The sequence below is a fragment of the Paraburkholderia sp. Cy-641 genome (assembly GCF_011752945.1).
Taxonomy (GTDB): domain Bacteria; phylum Pseudomonadota; class Gammaproteobacteria; order Burkholderiales; family Burkholderiaceae; genus Paraburkholderia.
The window spans coordinates 110299-133985 of record NZ_VWWM01000020.1; the positions used below are offsets into that span (position 1 = coordinate 110299).

Here is a 23687-nt window from a genome sequence, read left to right on the forward strand (position 1 = left end):
TCTGGCGCGGCTAAACCGCCGCGCCGGGGCAAGGCTGGACGGTCGCTTAGTCGGCGATCGGCTTGCCTGCTGCGTCCTTCACCTTCTGCTTCCACTGCGTGCGGATTTCCGACACGACCGACGGCGGCAGCGAGATATAGTCGAGGTCGTCAGCAGCCTGGCCGCCGTTCTTGAACGCCCAGTCGAAGAACTTCAGCGTTTCCGTGCCTTGCGCCGGCTTGTCCTGCGCCGTGTGCAGCAGCACGAACGTCGCGCCGACGATCGGCCATGCGTTCTTGCCCGGCTCGTTCGTCAGGATCTGGTAGAACGACTTCGACCAGTCAGCGCCAGCAGCCGCTGCCTTGAACGTTTCGGTTTCCGGCTGAACCACTGCGCCCGATTCGTTCTTCATCGCGACGTAGTTCATGTGGTTCTGCTTCGCGTACGCCCACTCGACATAGCCGATCGAGCCCGGCAGACGCTGCACGAATGCCGCGACGCCGTCGTTGCCCTTGCCGCCCGTGCCGGTCGGCCAGTTGACCGTGGTGCCTTCACCGACCTTCGACTTCCATTCCGGGTTGACCTTCGACAGGTAGTTCGTCCAGATGAAGCTGGTGCCCGAACCGTCGGCGCGGCGAACCACAGCGATGTCCAGATCCGGCAGCTTGACCTTCGGGTTCAGCGCGGCGATCGCCGGGTCGTTCCACTTCTTGACCTTGCCGAGGTAGATGTCGCCGAGCACTGCGCCCGACAGCGTCAGTTCGCCCGGCTTCACGCCCGGCACGTTGACCGCCGGCACCACGCCGCCGACCACCGTCGGGAACTGGAACAGGCCTTCTTTCGCGAGTTCGTCGTCCTTCAGCGGAGCGTCCGAACCGGCGAAGTCGACGGTCTTCGCGACGATCTGCTTCACGCCGCCGGCCGAGCCGATGCCCTGGTAGTTAACCTTGCCGCCGCCCGACTTCTGGTAAGCGTCGGCCCACTTCGTGTAGATCGGTGCTGCGAAGGTGCTGCCCGCGCCGGTGATGTCTGCGGCTTGCGCTGCCATAGCGAAGAGCGCGCCAGCGACGCCAGCGAACACGGTTTGCATCAATTTCATGAGACCTCCAAGGTGTGAGCGGTATGAGCGTGGAACACGAACACCGCGAAGCTTAGGGTCTCTTTATGACAAAACAATGACTGACCGTGAAACGGATGTGACAGTCATATTACTGTGCGAAAGGTGCTGAAACGGATAAACCGGCGCTCTGACGATGCGGGCTGCATCGCCTTGTAGATTAGGCGAAAAAAGATGGGGCGCGAACGTTTGCGCGAGGTGAGATGGGGGAATTTATGGTCGCTTTTTGATCGGGCGGGTTGTGCTGGTTTTTGGCGGTCGGGCGAGGTGAGGGGGATTTTGCCGGGCGGGCGCGTTGCGGTGCGTTCGGCGCGTTCGGCGAGCTTGATGCGTTCGATGCGTTCCAGTGGATAAGGACGTCTTCCGCGCTCGTGCTTTGGCTGCCCGGCGGTAGAGACAGGACTGGCGGCGGGACGTCGTTACCCTCGCCCCGCCGCTCACGTGTGGCTCAAGCCGTCGCCGTCCTCACCGTCTCGGCAATCGCTTCCGCATGCTGGACGGCGTCGTCGGCATTTTGCGCCTCGACCATCACACGCAGCACCGGCTCCGTGCCCGACGCGCGGATCAGCACGCGGCCATGGCCATCGAGCGCGCCTTCAGCCGACTTGATCGCGCCGCGGATCGCCGCGCTGCCCTTCCAGTCCGCGTCCGGCTTCATGCGCACATTGATGAGTTTCTGCGGGAACAGCTTGACGCCGTCGAGCAGCTCGGCGAGCGATTTGCCGCTGCGCTGCATCGCCGCGAGCACGAGCAGCGCCGAGACGATCCCGTCGCCGGTCGAATGGCGGTCGAGCGAAAGGATATGGCCCGAACCTTCCGCGCCGAGCTGCCAGCCGTGCTCGCGCAACTGCTCGAGCACGTAGCGGTCGCCGACCGCCGCGCGCACGAACTTCACGCCGGCGTTGCGCAGCGCGACCTCGACGGCCATATTGGTCATCAACGTACCGACCGCGCCTTCCACGTTGCCGGCGGTCGCGATGCGGTCCTTGACCAGCACGTAGAGCAGTTCGTCGCCGTTGTAGAGGCGGCCAGCCGCGTCCACGACCTGCAGACGGTCGGCGTCGCCGTCGAGCGCGATGCCGAGATCGGCATGATTGGCGCGCACCGCGCGCACCAGCGCGTCGGGCGCGGTCGCGCCGACGCCGTCGTTGATGTTGAAGCCGTTCGGCGCGACGCCGATCGGGATCACTTCGGCGCCGAGTTCGTGAAAGACGTGCGGCGCGATATCGTACGCGGCGCCATGCGCGCAATCGACGACGAGCTTCATGCCGCGCAAATCGTACGCGGCCGGGAACGTGCTCTTGCAGAACTCGATATAGCGCCCTGCGGCGTCGTCGAGACGCCGCGCCTTGCCGAGCCGTTCGGAAGACGCGCAAGCAAGCGGCAATTCGAGCTGCTCCTCGATCTGCGCCTCGACGTCGTCCGGCAGCTTGTTGCCGTCGGCCGAGAAAAACTTGATGCCGTTGTCGTAGTACGGGTTGTGCGATGCGCTGATGACCACGCCCGCCGCAAGCCGCAGCGCGCGCGTGAGGTAGGCGATGCCGGGCGTCGGCATCGGGCCGGCCAGCATCACGTCGACGCCGGCCGCCGAAAAGCCCGATTCGAGCGCCGCTTCGAGCATATAGCCGGACACGCGCGTGTCCTTGCCGATCAACACCGTTGGCCGCGTGCCGGTTTTGGCCCAGTGGTCCGCACCCGCGAGTACCTTGCCGGCCGCGTAGCCAAGCCGCAACACGAATTCCGGCGTAATGGGCCCTTCGCCGACCTTGCCTCGAATTCCGTCCGTTCCGAAGTAACGACGTGCCATGCTTTATCACTCTCCCTATTACTGTGAGTTCAACTGCGGACGCGGCTCGCGTTCGCCGCGTCGCGCAGGGTGGCCCAGACTTTCAATGCATCGACTGTTTGCGCGACGTCATGCACGCGCAGAATCGCGGCGCCGCGCTCGGCCGCGCACACGGCCGCGGCGATGCTGCCGGCCACGCGCTCCGATGCCGGGCGCCCGACCACGGCGCCGATCATCGACTTGCGCGAGACACCCGCGAGAATCGGATACGGCGACGCGGCCCGTGGGGCCGTGTCGCGCAAATGCGCGAGCAGCGCGTAGTTGTGCTCGACGACCGCCTTACCAAAACCGAAACCGGGGTCGACGCTGATGCGCGCACGCGCAACCCCCGCCTGCTCCAGCGCTGTTACGCGTTCTTCGAGGAAGGCGCGCACCTCGCTGACGACATCATCATATTCGGGCTCGCCGAGCTGCATGGTTTGCGGCTCACCGAGCATATGCATCACACAAAGACCGCAGTTGCCGTCGCGCACGGCGTCGATCGCGCCGGGCATCCGGAAGCCCCAGATGTCGTTGATCAGGTCGGCGCCCGCGCTCAATGCGTGGCGCATCACTTCCGGCTTGTAGGTATCGACCGACAAGGGCACGTTCGCGCCGCGCAATTGTTCGACGAGCGGCAGCACGCGTTCCAGCTCCTCGTCGAGCGACACCGGCGGCGCGCCCGGCCGCGTCGATTCACCGCCAATATCGATGATGTCCGCGCCATCGAGCATCATGCGCTCGGCCTGGCGCAGCGCGTCGTCGCGAATCGTGTACTTGCCGCCGTCGGAAAACGAATCGGGCGTGACGTTCAGAATGCCCATGACCAACGGGCGTTCAAAGGTCAGCGTGAAGCGGCCGCATTGCAGCGGCTCCGGAAGAAGAACGGAAGAGGAATCGACTTTCGACACGCAGCGGTGCTTCACATAGAACGGATAAATGCAAAACGGGCCGGTGTGCTACACACCGGCCCGCACTTTCTACTGGCTGCCGATCAGGCCGGCGCGGTCGCGCTACCCGGCTTGACCTCGGTGCCCGGACTGCCGCCCGACGAGGTATCGCCCGCCGACGGCGGAGAACTCTTCGGCGAACGCGGCGGACGACCTGCCATGATGTCGTTGATCTGATCTGCGTCGATCGTTTCCCACTCCATCAGCGCGGCGGTCATCGCCTCGACCTTATCGCGGTTCTCTTCCAGCAGACGTCGTGCGAGGGTGTACTGCTCGTCGAGCACACGGCGGATTTCCGCGTCGACCTTCTGCTGCGTCGCTTCCGAAATGGTTCGCGTGAAACCGCGGCCAAACGGCGAGGCGTCGTTTTCGTCGTCGACGTAGACCATCGGTCCGAGCGCGTCGGTCATGCCGAAGCGCGCCACCATCGCGCGAGCCGTCTGCGTCGCCTTGTTGAAGTCGTCCGATGCGCCCGTGCTGATCAGGTTCAGGAACAGCTCTTCGGCAACGCGGCCACCGAACAGGATCGCGAGACGATCGAGCAGATAGTCCTTCGAATACGTTTCGTTGTCATGCTCCGGCAGTTGCCACGTCACGCCAAGCGCACGACCGCGCGGAATGATCGTGACCTTGTGCACCGGATCGGCCTTCGGCAACAGCTTCGCGATCACTGCGTGGCCCGATTCGTGATAAGCCGTCGCACGCTTGGACTCCTCGCGGATCACGGCCGACTTGCGCTCCGGACCCATGAAGATTTTGTCCTTCGCGTCTTCGAAGTCGGTCATTTCGACGATACGCTTGCCACGGCGTGCCGCGAACAAAGCCGCTTCGTTCACGAGGTTCGCGAGATCGGCGCCCGAAAAGCCCGGCGTGCCACGCGCGATCACTGCGGCGTCGACGTCGTTCGAGATTGGTACCTTGCGCAGATGCACCTTCATGATGTGCTCGCGACCGCGGATATCGGGCAGACCCACATACACCTGGCGGTCGAAACGGCCCGGACGCAGCAGCGCCTTGTCGAGCACATCCGAGCGGTTCGTGGCCGCGATCACGATGACACCCGAGTTCGCCTCGAAGCCGTCCATCTCGACGAGCATCTGGTTCAGCGTCTGCTCACGTTCGTCGTTGCCGCCGCCCATGCCGGCGCCGCGATGGCGACCGACCGCGTCGATTTCGTCGATGAACACGATACACGGCGCGTGCTTCTTCGCCTGTTCGAACATATCGCGCACCCGAGCCGCACCGACACCGACGAACATTTCAACGAAGTCCGAACCCGAGATGCTGAAGAACGGCACTTTCGCTTCGCCAGCAATGGCGCGCGCAAGCAACGTCTTACCCGTTCCCGGCGGGCCAACCAGCAGCACACCACGCGGAATGCGGCCACCGAGCTTCTGGAATTTCTGCGGATCGCGCAGGAAGTCGACCAGTTCCGACACTTCTTCCTTGGCTTCGTCGCAGCCGGCGACGTCGGTGAAATTGATTGCGTTGTTGTTCTCGTCGATCAGCCTCGCGCGCGACTTGCCGAACGAGAAGGCCCCGCCTTTGCCGCCCCCCTGCATCTGTCGCATCATGTAGAACCAGAAACCGATGATCAGGATCGTCGGCCCGAGGTAATACAGCACGGACATCAGTGCATTGGGTTCGTCGTCAGCCTTGCCGCTCACCTGTACGCCGTACTTCATCAGATCGCCGACCATCCAGATGTCGCCGGGCGACACGATCTGGTATTTCTGGCCGTCTGCTGGAGTGACCGTGAGGTTCCGCCCCTGGACAATGACGTTCTTGACTTTGCCGTTCTTCGCGTCGTCCATGAACTGCGAATAGGAAACGCCTTCCTGGACACGGGGCTTGTCGAACTGCTTGAACACCGTAAACAGCACCAGTGCGATCACCAGCCACACTGCTGCCTTCGAAAACATATTGTTGTTCAAAGCACCACTCCTTCACTTAGACGGGCGCCTACATTTGCCTTGCGGCACCACGAAAGCATTCTAATCCAGTCCGCAGCCCCCTGCCATAAGGTTTCGCTACCACGGAAATAGCGTAGCGGGCCGTGACGACGCCGTTTTCCGGCACTTCAGGCTCTTTAACGGCAGGGGTGGAACGATCCGGCAGCGCCCTATGCGGGACGCTTCAGATGCTTACCCAAAATAAACGTTTCTGACGACTTGTCCCGCGACGCTTTCGGCTTGCGGGCCGCCACCACCTTGAACTGGCGCTTGAACTTTTCGACAATCTGGCTGTAACCGCTGCCATGAAAGCACTTGACTAAAAGGGCACCATCCGGTTTCAGGTGATTCTGCGAGAATTCCAGCGCGAGATCGCACAAATGCTCGATCCGCGCGGCATCCGCCACCGCCACTCCGGACAGGTTGGGCGCCATATCCGAAATTACAAGGTCTACCTGGCGCGCGCCGACCAATTCTTCGAGCTGAACCAGCACCGACTCCTCGCGGAAGTCGCCTTGAATGAAGTGGACGTCGGCGACGGGCTCCATCGGCAGGATGTCGAGAGCGATAATCGTGCCGTCGATGCCGCCCTCGCGTTCCGCGTTGCGCTGGGTGCCGCCCGCGAGCTTGTTGCGCGCGTACTGGCTCCAGCTGCCCGGCGAGGAACCGAGATCGACGATCACCTGCCCCGGACGGATCAGCTTGTCCTGCTCGTCGATTTCCTTGAGCTTGTAGGCCGCGCGGGCGCGATAACCTTCCCGCTGCGCCATTTTGACGTACGGGTCGTTGATGTGGTCATGCAGCCACGCGGTATTGAACTTGTTTTTTGCCATTAAAGATTGAACTCTTGCTGCGTCGTGTCGCGCTTTAGGGGATAATACGCGGTTAATTCGCGCGGCCCCGCCAAACTGGCGGCCATCCGCGATTCTGTTGTTCTGACGCGCGTCCTGCCGAATCAAACTGTCCGAGTCGTTCGCCGACCGGGCGAAAACGCAGGAGCCGCCATTTTAGTCGAGTCTCCCACTTTCCATGCCAGCTCTTAAAGTCTCTTCCGACCAACGCGCCGAATTGCGCTCCCAGGCTCACGCGCTCAAACCGGTCGTGCTCGTCGGCGCCGAAGGCTTGACCGATGCTGTGCTCGCCGAGATCAAGGTCCACCTGGCCGCTCATGAGCTCATCAAGATCCGCGTGTTCGGCGACGAACGCGAGGAACGCATTGCCGTCTACGAACAGATCTGCGACGAGCTGAACGCCGCGCCGATCCAGCATATCGGCAAACTGCTCGTGATCTGGAAGCCGGAGGCGGCGCAACCGGCGGCGAAAGCAAAACGCGGCGCATTGCCCAGCGCCCGCGAAGCCGCCGTTGAAGCGAAGCCGGCCAAAGGACGAGCGCCGCGCGTCGTCAAGGTCGTCAAACCGACCGAAGTGCCGATGCGCAAACCGAGAGCGAAGGCCGTGCTCGTGCGCGGCAACGAGCGCGTCACGCAAGGCGGCAACATCAAGCGCGCGAAGAAGCGCCAAACCAGCGCGAAGCGCTCGCATCAGTCGTCGAAATAAGCGATGGTGGAAGGTGCGGATTTGGTCCGCACCTTATGCAGCGAGCTATCGGAATTGAATGACTGAAGGCACGATGGCTGGCGCCCCGGCCAACCGGGCAGAAAACACTGCCGGCTCAGCCATCCGTTAGCAGGCGATTAACATACGGTAACGACGCGGACAACCGCGAGCAAAACGAAGCAGCGGCAAATAAAACCCGGCAAAGCGACGATCAGTCGCACACGAACCTCAGCCCGCCACCTTCCGCCCGGCACCGCAAGCGCCCTCTTCCGCCGCCGTCGAACCGGCGTTCGCCGGCAACAACCACACGAGCGCAACACCAAGCAGGCTCTCGACCAGATAAAACAGGCTCGAGACGCCGTGCAGGATGCCAAAGCGCGTCGCATAAACCGAATGGCCGACGTCGCTGCCCGCTTGCTGCGCGGCAATACGCAACGCATTCATGAACGGATGCAGCGCGAAATATCCCACCAGCACGCACACGAGCATGCCGGCGATCAGCCAGCGCGCGCGGCGATACGCCGCGCTGCCGCGCCGAACCAGCAGATTGGCGAGACCGAGCAGCAAAATGCCGCATACCACGCCAAGCACGCCCTGAATGCGAAACAGCTGCGCCGCGACAGCGCCCGCCGTCATCCGGTCGAGCGTCGTGAACAGCACGGGCGCCACGGCATAGCCGATAGTCAGCAGACTGCCGACCCACACCACGGTCAGAAGACGGAAAAATCGATGCGGCATCACGGACACCGGCGCCACCCTCACACGTAGCTGACCGCGATGATTTCGTATTCGCGCACGCCGCCCGGCGCCTGCACCGAAGCGACGTCGCCTTCCGACTTGCCGATCAGCGCGCGCGCGATCGGCGAGCTGATCGAGATCAGGCCGTGGTCGATGTCCGCTTCGTCGTCGCCGACGATCTGGTACTTGACCGATGCGCCCGAATCGAGATCTTCGAGTTCGAGCGTCGCGCCGAACACCACGCGCCCGTCCGCTTCCACTTGCGACGGATCGATGACCTGCGCGCCCGCGAGCTTCGACTCGATTTCGGCGATGCGGCCTTCGATGAAGCCCTGCTTTTCCTTCGCAGCGTCGTATTCCGCGTTTTCCGACAGATCGCCCTGGGCGCGCGCTTCCGCGATCGAGTTGATCACGGCCGGACGTTCAACCGATTTCAGGCGCTGCAATTCATCGCGCAGCATGTCTGCGCCGCGCTTCGTCAATGGAATAGTGCTCATAAACAACTCTGGGGCAAAAAACGGCCGTAAAAAAAATCACCGCGGTTAAGTGCATTCCGCGAAAGCCGCCGCCCGTGGACAGACCCCGGGCCGCAGCACCTGCGGAACGCCGCTTAACCGCGGCACTTACATCTTGAACAGGTAGTCGAAGCCTTAGTTTAGGCGAGCATGGAGTCCTTGTAAATCATAGACTTCCAGGTTCTTCAGATAACGAAGGCCCTCCACCGCCGCGCGCGCGCCCGACATCGTCGTATAGTACGTGACCTTGTTCGCCTGCGCGCTCATGCGGATCGAACGAGAATCGGCGATCGCCGCTCGCGTTTCGTCGACGGTCGTGAAGACGAGTGCGATCTCGCCGTTCTTGATCATGTCGACGATGTGCGGACGGCCGTCCTTCACCTTGTTGACGACCTTGACCGGCACGCCGGCCGCTTCGATCGCGGCAGCCGTGCCCTTGGTCGCGACGATCGGATAGCCAAGCTCGTGCAGCATGCGCGCGACTTCGACGGCCTTCGGCTTGTCGGCGTCCATCACGGTCAGGAGCACCGTGCCCGATTCCGGCAGACGCGAACCCGCCGCGAGCTGCGACTTGAAGAGCGCCTCGCCGAAGGTCTGGCCGACGCCCATCACTTCGCCGGTCGAACGCATTTCAGGTCCGAGCACCGGGTCGACCGCCGGGAACTTGACGAACGGGAACACCGCTTCCTTCACGCTGAAGTACGGCGGCTCGACTTCCTTCGTCACGCCTTGCGCGGCGAGCTTCTGGCCGACCATCGCGCGCGCCGCGATCTTTGCGAGCGGCAGGCTCGTTGCCTTCGACACGTACGGCACCGTGCGCGACGCGCGCGGATTGACTTCGAGCACGTAGATGATGTCTTCCTTCGAACCGTCTGCCTGGGGCACCTGCTGGATCGCAAACTGCACGTTCATCAGACCGACCACGTTGAGCGCCTTCGCCATCGCGGCGGTCTGACGCTTCAGTTCGGCGACGGTCGCCTTCGACAGCGAATACGGCGGCAGCGAGCAGGCCGAGTCGCCCGAGTGCACGCCGGCCTGTTCGATGTGCTCCATCACGCCGCCGATAAACACGGCCTCGCCGTCCGAAATGCAATCGACGTCGCATTCGATCGCATCGTTCAGGAAGCGGTCGAGCAGCACCGGCGAGTCGTTCGACACCTTGACGGCCTCGCGCATATAGCGTTCGAGGTCGCGCGGCTCGTGGACGATTTCCATCGCACGGCCGCCCAGCACGTACGACGGACGCACGACGAGCGGATAGCCGATTTCGTCGGCGAGCTTGAGCGCTTCGTCTTCGGCGCGCGCGGTGCGGTTCGGCGGCTGGCGCAGACCGAGGTCCTGCAGCAGCTTCTGGAAACGCTCGCGGTCTTCGGCCGCATCGATCATGTCCGGCGAGGTGCCGATGATCGGCACGCCGTTCGCCTCGAGATCGAGCGCGAGCTTCAGCGGCGTCTGACCGCCGTACTGCACGATCACGCCGACCGGCTTTTCCTTGTCGACGATTTCGAGCACGTCTTCAAGCGTCAGCGATTCGAAGTACAGACGGTCGGACGTGTCGTAGTCGGTCGAGACGGTTTCCGGGTTGCAGTTGACCATGATCGTTTCATAGCCGTCCTCGCGCATCGCGAGCGCGGCATGCACGCAGCAGTAGTCGAACTCGATACCCTGGCCGATCCGGTTAGGCCCGCCGCCGAGCACCATGATCTTCTTGTTGCTGGTCGGATTCGCTTCGCACTCTTCCTCGTAGGTCGAGTACATGTAGGCAGTTTTGGTTGCGAATTCGGCCGCGCAGGTGTCGACGCGCTTGTAGACCGGGCGCACGTTCAGCTCGATACGGCACGCGCGCACGTCCGCCGGCTTCGCGCCGAGCAGCTTGGCAAGACGCCGGTCCGAGAAACCGCTCTGCTTCAGATACTTCAGCTCGTCCTTCGAAAGGCTCGCGAGCGTGCGGCCTGCAAGCGCCTTTTCCTTCAGGATGATCTGTTCGATCTGCGCGAGGAACCACGGGTCGATCGCGGTCTCTTCGAAAATTTCCTGCGCGCTCATGCCGATGCGGAACGCGTCGCCGACATACCAGATGCGGTCCGGACCGGCTTCGCCGATCTCGCGGATGATCTCGTCGCGATGGCCGGTCTTTTCGTCGAGACCGTCGACGCCGACTTCGAGGCCGCGCAGCGCTTTCTGGAACGACTCCTGGAACGTGCGGCCGATCGCCATCACTTCGCCGACCGACTTCATCTGCGTGGTCAGGCGCGAATCGGCTTCGCGGAATTTCTCGAACGCGAAGCGCGGGATCTTCGTGACGACGTAGTCGATCGTCGGCTCGAACGAGGCCGGGGTCTGCCCGCCGGTGATTTCGTTCCTGAGCTCGTCGAGCGTATAGCCGACCGCGAGCTTCGCCGCGACCTTCGCGATCGGGAAGCCGGTTGCCTTCGAGGCCAGCGCCGACGAACGCGACACACGCGGATTCATTTCGATCACGATCATCCGGCCGTCTGTCGGATTGATCGAGAACTGCACGTTCGAGCCGCCCGTGTCGACGCCGATCTCGCGCAGCACCGCGAGCGACGCGTTACGCAGGATCTGGTATTCCTTGTCGGTGAGCGTTTGCGCCGGCGCGACCGTGATCGAGTCGCCGGTGTGGATGCCCATCGGGTCGAGGTTTTCGATCGAGCAGACGATGATGCAGTTGTCCGCCTTGTCGCGAACCACTTCCATCTCGTACTCTTTCCAGCCGAGCAGCGATTCTTCGATCAGCAGTTCGCGCGTCGGCGAGAGGTCGAGACCGCGCTTGCAGATCTCTTCGAACTCGTCGCGGTTGTAGGCGATGCCGCCGCCCGAGCCGCCCAGCGTGAACGACGGACGGATCACGACCGGATAGCCGCCCGAGCCGGTTTCCGCGGCGATCTTCGCCTGCACCTGCAGCGCTTCTTCCATCGAATGCGCGGTGCCCGACTTGGCCGAACCGAGGCCGATCTTGGTCATCGCGTCCTTGAACTTCTGGCGGTCTTCCGCCTTGTCGATCGCTTCCGGCGACGCGCCGATCAGCTCGACCTTGTACTTTTCCAGCACGCCGTGCGCGTGCAGATCGAGCGCGCAGTTCAGCGCGGTCTGTCCGCCCATCGTCGGCAGGATCGCGTCCGGGCGCTCCTTCGCGATGATGCGCTCGACCACTTCCCACGTGATCGGCTCGATGTAGGTCACGTCGGCCGTGTTCGGGTCGGTCATGATCGTCGCCGGATTGCTGTTGACGAGAATGACCTTGTAGCCTTCCTCACGCAGCGCCTTGCATGCCTGCGCGCCCGAGTAATCGAACTCGCACGCCTGGCCGATGATGATCGGACCCGCGCCGATGATGAGGATGCTCTTGATGTCTGTCCGCTTGGGCATAACGCTCCCGCTAATGTATTCCTGTGTCGACTGGAGTTGGCGCTTCAGCGCCTTACTTCAGTCCCATGCAACCCGGTTGCTATTCTTTCCGTCGGCGCGCGCCGTTTTCACGTTGCGCGCGCTGTTTCGTGCGGCTGGCTCCACGTGCGCCCCGGCCGCCCCCGTTGCCCGATGCGGCGGACTTTGGGGCGGCTTGCCGGGTTCGGCCCGGCTGTCGTTCGGCCTTGCCGCCGTGCCTTCGGGGGCTGCCGAACCGCCTGGCGAAGCCCTGTGGCGCCGGACGGCCGGGAGTGTCACGCACGCCCCGCCGCCCTTGCGTGCCGTTAAGCCGCCGCGCTGCTGCCGCCCTGCTTCGCGTCCATCAACGCGGTGAAGCGGTCGAACAGATACGCGATGTCGTGCGGCCCCGGCGATGCTTCCGGGTGGCCCTGGAAGCAGAACGCCGGCTTGTCGGTCAGCGCGAAGCCCTGCAGCGTGCCGTCGAACAGCGAAACGTGCGTGGCGCGGGCGTTGGCGGGCAGCGTGTCGGCGTCGACCGCGAAGCCGTGGTTCTGCGACGTGATGACCACGCGGCCGTCGTCGAGATCCTTGACCGGGTGATTCGCGCCGTGGTGGCCCGTCTTCATCTTCATCGTCTTGGCACCGACCGCGAGGCCCATGATCTGATGGCCGAGGCAGATGCCGAAAGTCGGGATGCCGCGCTCGATCAGCTCGCGCGCCGCCGCGATCGCGTAGTCGCACGGCTCCGGATCGCCGGGGCCGTTCGACAGGAACACGCCGTCCGGGTTGAGCGCGAGCGCGTCGGCGGCGCTCGCTTGCGCCGGCAGCACGGTGACGTGGCAGCCGCGCTCGGCCAGCATGCGCAGGATGTTCTGCTTGACGCCGTAATCGAATGCGACGACGCGGTACTTCGGCGCCATCTGCTCGCCGTAGCCCGTGCCCAGACGCCATTCGGTCCGGGTCCACTCGTAGCTTGCCTCAGTCGACACGACCTTCGCGAGATCCATGCCGGCGAGGCCCGGGAATGAACGCGCAAGCTCGATGGCCTTCGCTTCGTCGTCCGAGCCGGCAAGGATCGCGCCGTTTTGCGCGCCCTTGTCGCGCAGCACGCGGGTCAGCTTGCGGGTATCGATGCCGGCGATGGCGACCACGCCTTCGTCCTGCAGGTATTGCTGGAGCGTGCGCTCCATGCGGAAGTTCGACGCGAGAACCGGCAGATCGCGAATGATCAGGCCGGCGGCATGGACTTTCGTCGCTTCGACGTCTTCGGCATTCACGCCGACGTTGCCGATATGCGGATACGTGAGGGTGACGATCTGGCGCGCGTAGCTCGGGTCCGTCAGGATTTCCTGATAGCCGGTGATAGCGGTGTTGAACACGACTTCACCGATGGTGTGCCCGGGGGCGCCGATCGAATAACCACGAAAGACCGTGCCGTCGGCGAGCGCGAGTAGAGCGGGAGAAAATGACGGCAACACGGGAGACTCCTTGGGGGAACACCCTGTTGCCACCTGTCTATCCGATTGCGAGCCGCAGCGAAACACATCGTGGATGCGCGCGCAGACTCGCTCGCGTGCTGCCGGTGACGCTGCAAAGGGCGCGATGGGTCCATTGTGTGGACGGCTCGGCGGGGTGCGGGGCCCTTCTTGCGACACCAATGGCGCGCGGCGGATGAACGGTAGGGGAGAGGTAGGCGCTAGGGTGCGGGTTGATAAGCTCAAACCTTGGAATTATAGCCTGAATCGGCCCTTCTCTCCAAATCCGAGATAAGACGCCGATCCGGCGAGGCTCCGTTGAAAGATGCCCGGAGCCTTATCCGGCAACGCCTAGCGCCCTCAGGAGCGCGCCTTCGCGCGCCCCGAATCGCAGGCGCATCGGCGGGGCCAAACCTCGAGATTCATTCCCCAAACAGCCCCGCCAGCCGGCTCAGGCTTCCTGCCCGGCATGCACCTCGGCCGGCCGCGTCAGCTTGCGCCCCGGCAGCACGTACCAGATCGCGCTCAGCACCTGCAGCGCCACCAGAATCTCCCAGGCGGTCAGATGCGCGATGGCCGGGTAATGCCCACCGCTCGCCGGCCAGTGCGACAGCACCGCACCGACGCCGATCTGGAAGCCGAAGATCAGCAGGAAGATGATCAGCGTCAGCGTGGTGTTCACGCGGCCGATCATCTGCGCCGGGAAGTGCCGCGCCATCACGGCGTAGCTCAGAATGCCGGTCCCGCCGAAAATCCCGTAAGCCGCCCACAGCAGACTCGCGGGCAGCGGCGCCTTGAACATGATCAGCAACTGCGTGAGCACGTAAAGCGCCATGCCGATGCCGCAGAACGCATACAGCGAGATGCCGCGCCGTTCGAGACTGCGCGCCGCCGCGCCGAAGCCGACGCAGCCGGCCATCATCGCGAAGCCGAGAATCGACACGAGCGCCGCCGCCTCGTGCGGCTCGAAGCCCTGCACGTCGCGCAGCCAGGCGCCGACCCACAGCGACTGCATCGCGTAGAAAACGCCCTGCGTGACGACCGAGAACGACGCGATCTTCCAGAACGCCGCGCTGCGCAGAATATGCAAGGTGCCCTTGAACTGCGCGCCGATGCTCGCCTGACGATGCGTTGCCTTGACGTCCGGCGTGAGCGTCCACAGCGCGAGCGCGACCACCACCGTCAGCACGCCGAGTCCGACGCAGACCGAGCGCCAGCTCGCAAAGCCGAGCACCCACGTGAGCGGCGAACCGACCATCACGCCACCGAAGCCGCCGATCGCCATCACGAGCCCGTTCATCAGCGGCAGACGCGCCACCGGGAAATGCTGCGCGAGCGCCTTGAACGAGGCGCCGAGGCACACGGACACGCCGACGCCGATCAGCAGCCGCCCCACCATCATCACGCCGAGGCTCTGCGCGGCGCCGAATACCGAGATGCCGAGCGCTGCGAACAGCAGCGTGACGGCCGTCACGCGGCGTGCGCCGAAGTGATCGAGCAGCACGCCGGCCGGAATCTGCGCGCCCGCGAAACCGAGAAAGTACAGACTGGTCAGCACGCCGAGATCGGCGGCGGACAGCCCGAGGTCGTGCGTAATGAACGGCGCAAAACCGAGATTGACGCCCCGGAACACATAGGAGACGAAATAGCCAGCGGAAAAGAGCAGAAAGACGCGCAGTTGAGTCGACGACATAAGCCTTGAATCAGAGAACGGAAAGGACGGAACGGCCGACGCGGCCAAAGCACGAACAATAAAGGAAATACGGCAAACGCGCCGAATGGTCTGCACAATGCAAAACGCCGTCACCCGAGGGTGACGGCGCCGGAAGAACACGGTGCGTGGGCAAAGCGCAATCGGGTGGCCATTCATGCACCGCGCCCGCAACGCGGGCCACGGCCGCAAGAGCCGCTCTGGGCCTACTTGCCCTTCTTCTTCATGCTGGCGGCGGTCTTCGGGTGGCTCGGCGCCGCAGCCTTCGGTGCCTTGCCCGACGTGGAAGCCGACACCTTCTCCACCTTGCCCTTGCCGGCCGCGGGCGCCGCCGGTTTGCCGGCCTTGCCGACCGGCTCGGCCACCTTGACGATGGCCGAACGCGAACGCCCATTCTTCCTGCCGTTGCGCGCTTCGCCATGCGTCTGCGCGACATGCGTGCCGATCTTCTGCACACCGCCGCCCTGCACGTCGGTGGCAATCTTCTCCGGCCCCGGCTCACTCGGCATCGGCTTGCCGACCGGCACATGCAGCACGATCACCTGACCGCGCGACACCTGATCGCGATGCGTCTTGTTCCACGCCTTCAACTGGCCGACCGACACGCCGTAGCGCAACGCGATCGCCGCCATCGACTGATTGCGGCGCACGCGAATCAGCATCTTGCGCGTATCGGGAACGTCGGGCTCCATCGCCAGCACCGCGCTTTCGGCGACGTCGGCGCTGATATCCTCGTCGTCGTCCGAACCGCGCGGCACGACGATCGTCGAGCCCGGCTTCAGGCGCATGCCGACCGGAATCTTGTTCACTTCCATCAGCGTGCCGGCATCGACGCCGATTTTCTCCGCAATCGCAGCCGGCGTCGCGCGCTGATCGACCGTGTACGTGGTCCACGACGACAGCGAACCCGAGTACGTTTTCAGATTGCGCTCGAAGGCGGACGCGTTGTCGAATGGCAGCAGGATCTGCGGCTGCGTCGCGCCGAGAATCACCGGTTTCCTGAACGACGGGTTCAGCGAGCGGAATTCGTCCGTCGACATATTGGCGAGCCGCGCGGCGACGTCGACGTCGATGTCGTGCGAGGTCGTCACCGTCACGAAGTACGGGTGGTTCGGAATCGACGGCAGCGTGAGCCCGTACATCTGCGGATTCATCACGAGGTTCTTGACCGCCTGCAGCTTCGGCACGTAGTTGCGCGTCTCGTTCGGCATGCGCAGGCTCATGTAGTCGGTCGGCAAGCCGGCCGCCTCGTTGCGCGCGATCGCGCGCTGCACGTTGCCCTCACCCCAGTTGTACGCGGCGAGCGCGAGCTGCCAGTCGCCGAACATGTCGTGCAGATTCGACAGATAGTCGAGCGCGGCACTGGTCGAGGCGAGCACGTCGCGACGCTCATCCTGCCACATGTTCTGCTTGAGGTTGTAGGTGCGGCCGGTGCCCGGCATGAACTGCCACATGCCCGCCGCCTTCGCGACCGACAGCGCCTGCGGACTATACGCGGACTCGATGAACGGCAGCAGCGCGAGCTCGGTCGGCATATGGCGCGCCTCGAGTTCCTCGACGATGTGGTAGAGGTATTTCTGCGAGCGCTCGGTCATGCGCTGAACGTAATCCGGACGCTGCAGATACCAGTTGAGCTGCATGTCGACGAGATCGCTCTGCAGGTCCGGCATCTGGAAGCCGCGGCGAATGCGGCCCCACAGATCGGCGTCCTGGCTCGTCAACTGATTGACGGAGCTCTGGTCGACATTGATGGTTTCTTTAGCGGTGGCGTTCTTGCGAAGGGCGTCGGCTACGGCTTGCTGGCTGGCGGGGTTATTGGCGGTACTCGTCGTCGGCCCTTGGCTCGCGCAGGCGGCGAGTGTCAGGACCAATAACGCACTTAAGATAAATCGCATGAACGTCTCAGCTTCCACAAGGACTGGAAATTGCAGCCGATAGTACGAAACGTCAACGTTTCCGTCAATCGGAAAATCGAGAAAAAAATCAACCAAATCTTGGGCTTGGCGAATTTTTCCGATTCATCGCATGAGGAACGCCCGAATGCGCGCTGGTTCAGCGGAAGCGATTCTTCCATTCGCGCATCAGCGTGAAGGCCGTCAGGCGATCGGACACCGTTTCGTGCAACTGCGCTTCGAGACTCGCCTGCACCGCCGGTTCGCCGGCGCGCAGAAACGGATTCACCGCGCGCTCGTGCGCGATGGTGGTCGGCAGCGTCGGCACATGACGCGCGCGCAACTCGCTCGCCCGGTCGCGCCATGCCTGCAGTTCGGCGTTGTGCGGCTCGCACGCGAGCGCGAAGCGGATATTCGAGAGCGTGTACTCGTGCGCGCAATGCACTTCGGTCGCACCGGGCAGCGCGGCGAGCGCATCGAGCGAGGCGAGCATCTGCTGCGGCGTGCCTTCGAAGAGCCGGCCGCAGCCGCAGGCGAACAGCGTGTCGCCGCAAAACACGTGCGGCGTGCCGCGCGAATCGGCTGCCTGGAAATAGGCAATGTGCCCGCTCGTGTGACCGGGCACGTCGAGCACGCTGAATTCGAGCGCGGGTGCCGCAATCGTCACGCGATCGCCGTTTTCGAGACGATGCGTGAGATGCTCGATCGCTTCACCGGCGGGGCCGTACACCGGCACGTCCTGGCCGTTCAGCAGATCGGCCACCCCGCCGACGTGGTCTTGATGATGGTGCGTGAGTAAAATAGCGCTCAGCCGCCATCCGCGTTGGGCCAGAAAGGCGCGCACAGGCGCGGCTTCGCCCGGATCGACGACGACCGCGTGGTGTCCGTCGGCAACGACCCAGATGTAATTGTCTTCAAACGCCGGGACCGGTACGTACTCGAGCGCATTCATAGGCGACGCATTCTTTGATATGACTGATCGAGCGATTATAGACTGGCCCGCCTGGACCGATTCGCCGCCCGGCCGCTACGTGCTCGAATGGGAACAGACCCAGCTCGACCGTGTGGTGTCGGACGTGTTCGGCTATCATGCGCTGCAGCTCGGTCTGCCCCGGCTCGACGCGCTGCGCGAGAACCGCATGCCGTGCCGCGGCCTCGTGCTCGACGCCGCCAGCGGCGCGAGTGCGCCGTATACGTTTCCGCGCGGCACGCGGCAAGACGGCGGCGGCCTCGGCGCCGCGCAAGGCGACGCGGCCGACCCGGCGGAACTGTCCGGCTTGTCCGCGCCAGCCGGACGCAGCACGGTCTGGTGCGATCTGCTCGACCTGCCGTTCGAAGCGCAAAGCGTCGATCTGATCGTGATGCCGCACACGCTCGAATTCACGAGCGACCCGCACCGGCTGCTGCGCGAAGCCGAGCGCGTGCTGATGCCCGAGGGGCAGCTCATCATCCTCGGCTTCAATTCGCTCTCGCTATGGGGCGTGCGGCAGTCGGTCGGCAAGATGACTGGCCAGCCGTTCGTGCCCGCCGCCGTCGATCTGATCGCCTTCACGCGTCTGAAAGACTGGATCAAGCTGCTCGGCTTCGACCTTGAACGCGGACGCTTCGGCTGCTATCGTCCGCCGCTTGGCAGCGAGCAGTGGCTCTCCCGCTATGCTTTCATGGAAGCCGCCGGCGACCGCTGGTGGCCGATTTTCGGCGCCACCTACATGATCAAGGCGATCAAGCGCGTGCGCGGCATGCGCCTCGTCGGGCCACTCAAGGTCAAGAAGCCCGTGCTCGCCGCCGGGCTCGCGTCCGCCGCCTCCCCGAATACACGCAACCATACCGAATGACTACGAATCACATCGACATCTATACCGACGGCGCCTGCAAGGGCAATCCCGGCCCTGGCGGCTGGGGCGCGCTGCTGCGCTTCGGCGGCCAGGAAAAAGAACTGTTCGGCGGCGAAGCCAACACGACCAATAACCGCATGGAGCTGATGGGCGTGATTGCCGCGCTCGAAGCACTCAAGCGCCCATGCGAGGTGATCGTGCACACCGACTCGCAGTACGTGCAGAAAGGCATCAGCGAATGGATTCACGGCTGGAAAAAGAAAGGCTGGATCACCGCGGCGAAGCAGCCGGTGAAGAACGCCGATCTGTGGAAACGGCTCGACGCACTGGTCGCGCAACATGAAGTCGAATGGCGCTGGGTGCGCGGACACAACGGCCACCCGGAAAACGAGCGCGCCGATCAGCTCGCCAATCGCGGGGTTGCGTCGCTCGCGGAAAGGTAAGGGCCAGCGCCTCGCCGAAGCGCGTTGCCGCAAGGCAATCCGCTTCGCTTGCACCCTCTCCGCTTTTTTTGCTGCACATTTTTTCGAAGCAGGCTAATCCGACATGCGTCAACTTATCCTCGATACCGAAACCACCGGCCTGAACGCCCGCGGCGGCGACCGGATTCTCGAACTCGGTTGCGTCGAACTGGTGAACCGCCGGCTCACCGGCAACAATCTGCACTTCTATATCAATCCGGAACGCGACAGCGATCCGGGCGCGCTCGCGGTGCACGGCCTGACCACGGAGTTCCTGAGCGACAAGCCGAAGTTCGCCGAGATTGTCGATCAGTTTCGCGACTTCATCGAAGGCGCGGACCTGATCATTCACAACGCGCCGTTCGACATCGGCTTTCTCGACGCCGAATTCGCGCTGCTGGGCCTGCCGCAGGTGAAGACGTACTGCGGCGAGATCATCGACACGCTCGCGCGCGCGAAGCAGATGTTCCCGGGCAAGCGCAATTCGCTCGACGCACTGTGCGACCGCTTCGGCATCAGCAACGCGCACCGTACGCTGCACGGCGCGCTACTCGACTCGGAACTGCTCGCCGAAGTTTATCTGTCGATGACGCGTGGCCAGGAAAGCCTCGTCATCGACATGCTCGGCGAAGCGCAAACCGGTGTCGACACGGATGCGCCGCGCGTCGCGCTCGAATCGCTGGAACTGATCGTGGTCGCCGCGAGCGATGACGAAGCCGCCGCGCACGAAGCCGTGCTCGACGATCTCGACAAGGCCGTCAAAGGCGCGAGCGTGTGGCGCCTTGAGCCCGCGCCGGCAAGCGCAGCCGCGGCGGATGAGCAGATCACTTAAAAAGTACTGGACGAACTAGTCAATCACTGACATAATCTGAATCTCTTCGGGTGGTTAGCTCAGCGGTAGAGCACTGCCTTCACACGGCAGGGGTCACTGGTTCGATCCCAGTACTACCCACCAGATTCTTGGTGTGTCGATCACCGAAGACTAAAGGGCTGACGCAGCAATGCATCAGCCCTTTTTCTATTGGCCTCTTTGTCTACCCGCCCGGCCGTTCACCAAAAGCTGTCGAGGCACGGGCTGTCGCTGCCAATATCCGCAAGCACCGCGATTCCGCATGTTTGCGGGCATCTGGCAGTGCTGATATATTCGGCTCCTGGCAATCCGGCGCGCGCAGTTTCGATGCGCTTCGGCGGATCTTCCGGTTTCTCCATCTCAAACATCACAGGGAGGCGTCGCATGTTCGCAGTGCATATCGCGCTCCCTCGTAGGGTCTCGCGACCGCCGGCCCGTCCGACACGACAGCTTCGGCCTTAAAAACCGCAACGTCGCCGCCGCGGGTCCGCCCCGAAAGGCGCGCCGCATTCATTCCAGACAGCCTGTCGTGCGCCTCGCGCCTCGCATTCCGGGCCTGCGTCGCTGTCTATCTTCTTCGCTTCTGACTGGAACCTCGCCACGCGCCTGCGTCGCCGGGTTATAGCAAATGACCAGAAAAAAACTCGACTTTCGCGGACAAGCCTTCAAGGATGTCCTCGGCTTCACCTTCCGTCACTGGGCGCGGCAACCGTGGCGCATCGTCGCGATCGCCGCACTCGCGCTCTGCACGGCGGCCGCGGACATCCTCACGCCGGTGTTCGCCGGCCGGCTCGTCGATGCGATCGCGTCCGGCCCGGCCTCTTCCCAACCCGTATGGCATCACGCGCTCGAAGCGTTCGGCGCGCTCGCCGCGCTCGGCCTCACCGCGACGCTGCTGCGCCAGGGCGTGTACTTCAACATCATCCGCTTCACGCTGAAGATGATGAGCGAGATTTGCCGCGAGCGCGTTTCATCGCGTGCAGCGCTTTTCGACCGACTGGCACGCGAACAGCTTCGCCGGCTCCACGGTGCGCAAGATCACGCGCGGCATGTGGGCGCTCGATCTGCTCAACGACACGCTGCTGATCGCGCTGCTGCCGTCGCTCGTCATGCTGGCCGGCGCGACCGCGCTGCTCGGCTGGCGTTGGCCGATGATGGGCATCGTGGTCGGCATCGGCTCGGCGCTGTATATCGCGGTGACCGTGTCGGTCTCGCTCGGCTTCGTCGCGCCGTCCGCGCGGCTCGCCAATGCATGGGACACGCGCATGGGCGGCGCGCTCGCCGATGCGGTCAGCTGCAACGGCGTCGTCAAGGCGTTCGGCGCGGAAGCCCGCGAGGAAGCGCGCCTCGCGCAGGTGATCGGCAAATGGCGGCAGCGCACCCGCCGCACATGGGTGCGCGGCACGCTCAACGGCGGGCTTCAGGGCGGCATGCTGGCCGCGATCCAGGCGGCGATTCTCGGCGTGGCGCTGCTGCTGTGGGCGCGCGGCGAAGCCGGTGTCGGCGACATCACGTTCGCGCTGACGATGTTCTTCATGCTGCAAGGCTATCTGCGCGACATCGGCATGCATATCCGCAACCTGCAGCGCTCGGTCAACGACATGGAAGAACTCGTGTCGCTCGAAAGCCAGCCGCTCGGCATCGAGGACCGTCCCGGCGCGGGTCCGATCGCGATCCGCCACGGCGAGATCCGTTTCGAGCACGTGTCGTTTCACTATGGCGCACACAGCCGCCCGCTCTACGACGACTTCTCCATGCGCATCGCGCCCGGCGAGCGCGTCGGCCTCGTCGGCCATTCCGGTTCGGGCAAGACGACCTTCATCAAGCTGATCCAGCGGCTTCACGATATCTCGGGCGGCCGCATCACGATCGACGCTCAGGACATCGCCCAGGTCCAGCAGACGTCGCTGCGCAGCCAGATCGCAATCGTCCAGCAGGAGCCGGTGCTGTTTCACCGCTCGCTCGCCGAGAATCGCGTATGGACGGCCCGGCGCGAGCCGCGCCGAGATCGAGCGGGCCGCGCGGCTCGCGAGCGCGCACGACTTCATCGACGCGCTGCCCAACGGCTACGACACGCTGGTCGGCGAACGCGGGATCAAGCTCTCGGGCGGCGAGCGTCAGCGCGTGGCGATCGCGCGGGCTTTTCTCGCCGACGCGCCGATCCTGATTCTCGACGAAGCCACCTCGAGTCTAGACAGCGAAAGCGAAGTGCTGATCCAGCACGCGATGGAGCGGCTCATGCAAGGCCGCACGACGCTCGTGGTCGCGCACCGGCTGTCGACGGTACGCGCGCTCGACCGGTTGCTGGTGCTCGACAAGGGCAAGGTGATCGAGGAAGGCAGTCACGACACGCTGATCCGGCGCGAGAACGGCCTGTACCGGCGGCTCTTCGAGCGTCAGGCGCTCGAATTGATCAAGGGTCTTGGCGAGCCGGAACTCGCGCGCGCAAGCGCGGACGCGAAGGCCGATCGGGTCGACGATTCGGGCTTGCTGGTCGGTTAGCGGATCACGCGGAATCGAATGAAGAGGCCCGCCAGCCCGGCGGTCAACCCGGCCAACCTGGCAACCGGCACCGCAACCACGGGGATGGCCGCTATACCACGCCTTCCGGCAAACCGATGCCACGCGCCATCCCCGTCGCGGCAAACACCATCAGCACGAGCAGCACGGTCTGGATCACGCTGAAGTGCGCATAGGAACGCGCCTTCTTCAGATTCGGCGGCTGGCCGCTGCGGACCGACGCGCGCCAGCGCATCAGGCCGAGCATCGACGGCACTTCGAGAATCAGGATCAGCACGAGCAGCGTCATCTTGACGTGAAAAAGCGGCTCGTGGAGATAGTAGTCGGCGCCCTTCTCATAACCGCCGAACGCGCGCATCAGGCCCGTGACGATCAGCACCAGCGCGGAAATGCCCCAGCGAGTGTCCGCGCGAAATACGGAGCGCAACGCGGCGGGCACCGACGCCCGGCGCAAGGCCCAGGTGCGTCTCAGAATCGACGCGAGCGCAAAACCATAAGCAAGCAGATGAAGAGCGGCAAGCAACCAGCGAACCAGCATGGCGACTCCTGCGAAAGACGCGATACGATCGATGTGTGTCCCACTCGCCCGCGTGCCGGCCGGGCGTCATGACTGCATTATCCGCGAAGCTTCGCTTCGGGATGCGCGCATCGGCCACGCGATGTGGTCGATAGCGCAAAACGTGCAACCTCAGACTTGCCGCAGCGTCGTGTCGAGCGCACGCGCCGCGACGCGATCGCCTTCGGTCGCGAGCGCGGCGCGAAAGACGGTCTGCCGGTTGTGACCGGCGGCCGCGGGCGAATCCCACAGCAACTCGACTTTCGGACGCACACCCAACACGCCGCGGGTCAGCGCCGGCGCCGCAGCCGAACCGGCCGGCGCAGCCGGCATCCCCGGCTCGCCGGCCGCGCCGAACGCCACC

Annotated in this window: 17 protein-coding genes, 1 tRNA gene and 2 pseudogenes; 6 read left to right on the forward strand and 14 right to left on the reverse strand. The window is 64.2% G+C overall.

Going from position 1 to position 23687, the window contains the following annotated elements; genetic code table 11:
* Positions 1 to 46: 46 nt before the first annotated feature.
* From pstS to F3J20_RS13505, 5 genes are all read right to left on the reverse strand, one after another.
* A complete protein-coding gene (pstS, locus tag F3J20_RS13485) occupies positions 47 to 1078 on the reverse strand; it encodes a phosphate ABC transporter substrate-binding protein PstS (protein ID WP_167043061.1) in 1032 nt (343 codons plus the stop codon).
* Between the two features lie 466 nt (positions 1079 to 1544).
* On the reverse strand, positions 1545 to 2903 hold the full coding sequence (gene glmM / locus F3J20_RS13490; RefSeq protein ID WP_167283588.1) for a phosphoglucosamine mutase: 1359 nt from the start codon (positions 2901 to 2903) through the stop codon (positions 1545 to 1547).
* A 29-nt stretch (positions 2904 to 2932) separates the two neighbouring features.
* Positions 2933 to 3745, reverse strand: a complete 813-nt coding sequence (gene folP, locus F3J20_RS13495; protein ID WP_205192957.1) for a dihydropteroate synthase — start codon at positions 3743 to 3745, stop codon at positions 2933 to 2935.
* A 170-nt stretch (positions 3746 to 3915) separates the two neighbouring features.
* A complete protein-coding gene (gene ftsH / locus F3J20_RS13500) occupies positions 3916 to 5805 on the reverse strand; it encodes an ATP-dependent zinc metalloprotease FtsH (RefSeq protein ID WP_167043055.1) in 1890 nt (629 codons plus the stop codon).
* 188 nt (positions 5806 to 5993) lie between these two features.
* Positions 5994 to 6656 (reverse strand): RlmE family RNA methyltransferase, encoded by a 663-nt coding sequence (locus F3J20_RS13505; protein WP_167043053.1) that lies wholly within the window; start codon positions 6654 to 6656, stop codon positions 5994 to 5996.
* A gap of 196 nt (positions 6657 to 6852) precedes the next feature.
* Here F3J20_RS13505 and F3J20_RS13510 point away from each other — a divergent pair, with 196 nt between their 5' ends.
* Complete coding sequence (locus F3J20_RS13510) at positions 6853 to 7380, forward strand: YhbY family RNA-binding protein (protein ID WP_167043051.1); 528 nt, start codon at positions 6853 to 6855, stop codon at positions 7378 to 7380.
* A 228-nt stretch (positions 7381 to 7608) separates the two neighbouring features.
* Here the strand turns inward: F3J20_RS13510 and F3J20_RS13515 are convergent, their stop codons facing one another.
* The 7 genes from F3J20_RS13515 to gloB form a co-directional block, all read right to left on the reverse strand.
* Positions 7609 to 8118, reverse strand: a complete 510-nt coding sequence (locus F3J20_RS13515) for a DUF4149 domain-containing protein (RefSeq protein WP_167043049.1) — start codon at positions 8116 to 8118, stop codon at positions 7609 to 7611.
* 20 nt (positions 8119 to 8138) lie between these two features.
* Positions 8139 to 8615: a transcription elongation factor GreA gene (greA, locus tag F3J20_RS13520; protein ID WP_085480876.1), complete on the reverse strand. Its 477-nt coding sequence runs from the start codon at positions 8613 to 8615 to the stop codon at positions 8139 to 8141.
* Positions 8616 to 8768: 153 nt separating this feature from the next.
* Positions 8769 to 12023, reverse strand: a complete 3255-nt coding sequence (gene carB, locus F3J20_RS13525; protein ID WP_167283589.1) for a carbamoyl-phosphate synthase large subunit — start codon at positions 12021 to 12023, stop codon at positions 8769 to 8771.
* Between the two features lie 323 nt (positions 12024 to 12346).
* Positions 12347 to 13501, reverse strand: a complete 1155-nt coding sequence (gene carA, locus F3J20_RS13530; protein ID WP_167043045.1) for a glutamine-hydrolyzing carbamoyl-phosphate synthase small subunit — start codon at positions 13499 to 13501, stop codon at positions 12347 to 12349.
* Between the two features lie 448 nt (positions 13502 to 13949).
* Positions 13950 to 15191 (reverse strand): MFS transporter, encoded by a 1242-nt coding sequence (locus F3J20_RS13535; protein ID WP_167043043.1) that lies wholly within the window; start codon positions 15189 to 15191, stop codon positions 13950 to 13952.
* Positions 15192 to 15415: 224 nt separating this feature from the next.
* A complete protein-coding gene (locus tag F3J20_RS13540; RefSeq protein ID WP_167283590.1) occupies positions 15416 to 17104 on the reverse strand; it encodes a transglycosylase SLT domain-containing protein in 1689 nt (562 codons plus the stop codon).
* Positions 17105 to 17261: 157 nt separating this feature from the next.
* Positions 17262 to 18053, reverse strand: a complete 792-nt coding sequence (gene gloB, locus F3J20_RS13545) for a hydroxyacylglutathione hydrolase (RefSeq protein WP_167283591.1) — start codon at positions 18051 to 18053, stop codon at positions 17262 to 17264.
* A 19-nt stretch (positions 18054 to 18072) separates the two neighbouring features.
* Here gloB and F3J20_RS13550 point away from each other — a divergent pair, with 19 nt between their 5' ends.
* From F3J20_RS13550 to F3J20_RS13570, 5 genes and pseudogenes are all read left to right on the forward strand, one after another.
* Positions 18073 to 18936, forward strand: a complete 864-nt coding sequence (locus F3J20_RS13550; RefSeq protein WP_167043037.1) for a class I SAM-dependent methyltransferase — start codon at positions 18073 to 18075, stop codon at positions 18934 to 18936.
* Positions 18933 to 19379 (forward strand): ribonuclease HI, encoded by a 447-nt coding sequence (gene rnhA, locus F3J20_RS13555; protein ID WP_167043035.1) that lies wholly within the window; start codon positions 18933 to 18935, stop codon positions 19377 to 19379. The genes F3J20_RS13550 and rnhA overlap by 4 nt, the downstream gene beginning before the upstream one ends.
* A gap of 103 nt (positions 19380 to 19482) precedes the next feature.
* Positions 19483 to 20229, forward strand: coding sequence for a DNA polymerase III subunit epsilon (gene dnaQ / locus F3J20_RS13560; protein ID WP_167283592.1), 747 nt, complete (start codon positions 19483 to 19485; stop codon positions 20227 to 20229).
* A gap of 48 nt (positions 20230 to 20277) precedes the next feature.
* Positions 20278 to 20352 (forward strand) — tRNA-Val (locus tag F3J20_RS13565).
* Positions 20353 to 20875: 523 nt separating this feature from the next.
* Positions 20876 to 22749, forward strand: a pseudogene (locus F3J20_RS13570) (ABC transporter ATP-binding protein).
* A 91-nt stretch (positions 22750 to 22840) separates the two neighbouring features.
* On the opposite strand, the gene F3J20_RS13575 reads toward F3J20_RS13570, so the two are convergent.
* Positions 22841 to 23305: a DUF2214 family protein gene (locus F3J20_RS13575; RefSeq protein WP_167283593.1), complete on the reverse strand. Its 465-nt coding sequence runs from the start codon at positions 23303 to 23305 to the stop codon at positions 22841 to 22843.
* Positions 23306 to 23455: 150 nt separating this feature from the next.
* Positions 23456 to 23687, reverse strand: a pseudogene (locus tag F3J20_RS13580) (hypothetical protein); the annotation flags it as partial.

Excerpts from the sequence above, each read along its gene's own strand:
- pstS (WP_167043061.1), bottom strand. The coding sequence starts at position 1,078 with ATGAAATTGATGCAAACCGTGTTCGCTGGCGTCGCTGGCGCGCTCTTC.
- glmM (WP_167283588.1), bottom strand. The coding sequence starts at position 2,903 with ATGGCACGTCGTTACTTCGGAACGGACGGAATTCGAGGCAAGGTCGGC.
- folP (WP_205192957.1), bottom strand. The coding sequence starts at position 3,745 with ATGGGCATTCTGAACGTCACGCCCGATTCGTTTTCCGACGGCGGCAAG.
- F3J20_RS13505 (WP_167043053.1), bottom strand. The coding sequence starts at position 6,656 with ATGGCAAAAAACAAGTTCAATACCGCGTGGCTGCATGACCACATCAAC.
- F3J20_RS13510 (WP_167043051.1), top strand. The coding sequence starts at position 6,853 with ATGCCAGCTCTTAAAGTCTCTTCCGACCAACGCGCCGAATTGCGCTCC.
- F3J20_RS13515 (WP_167043049.1), bottom strand. The coding sequence starts at position 8,118 with ATGCCGCATCGATTTTTCCGTCTTCTGACCGTGGTGTGGGTCGGCAGT.
- greA (WP_085480876.1), bottom strand. The coding sequence starts at position 8,615 with ATGAGCACTATTCCATTGACGAAGCGCGGCGCAGACATGCTGCGCGAT.
- carB (WP_167283589.1), bottom strand. The coding sequence starts at position 12,023 with ATGCCCAAGCGGACAGACATCAAGAGCATCCTCATCATCGGCGCGGGT.
- F3J20_RS13535 (WP_167043043.1), bottom strand. The coding sequence starts at position 15,191 with ATGTCGTCGACTCAACTGCGCGTCTTTCTGCTCTTTTCCGCTGGCTAT.
- F3J20_RS13540 (WP_167283590.1), bottom strand. The coding sequence starts at position 17,104 with ATGCGATTTATCTTAAGTGCGTTATTGGTCCTGACACTCGCCGCCTGC.
- gloB (WP_167283591.1), bottom strand. The coding sequence starts at position 18,053 with ATGAATGCGCTCGAGTACGTACCGGTCCCGGCGTTTGAAGACAATTAC.
- F3J20_RS13550 (WP_167043037.1), top strand. The coding sequence starts at position 18,073 with ATGACTGATCGAGCGATTATAGACTGGCCCGCCTGGACCGATTCGCCG.
- rnhA (WP_167043035.1), top strand. The coding sequence starts at position 18,933 with ATGACTACGAATCACATCGACATCTATACCGACGGCGCCTGCAAGGGC.
- dnaQ (WP_167283592.1), top strand. The coding sequence starts at position 19,483 with ATGCGTCAACTTATCCTCGATACCGAAACCACCGGCCTGAACGCCCGC.
- F3J20_RS13575 (WP_167283593.1), bottom strand. The coding sequence starts at position 23,305 with ATGCTGGTTCGCTGGTTGCTTGCCGCTCTTCATCTGCTTGCTTATGGT.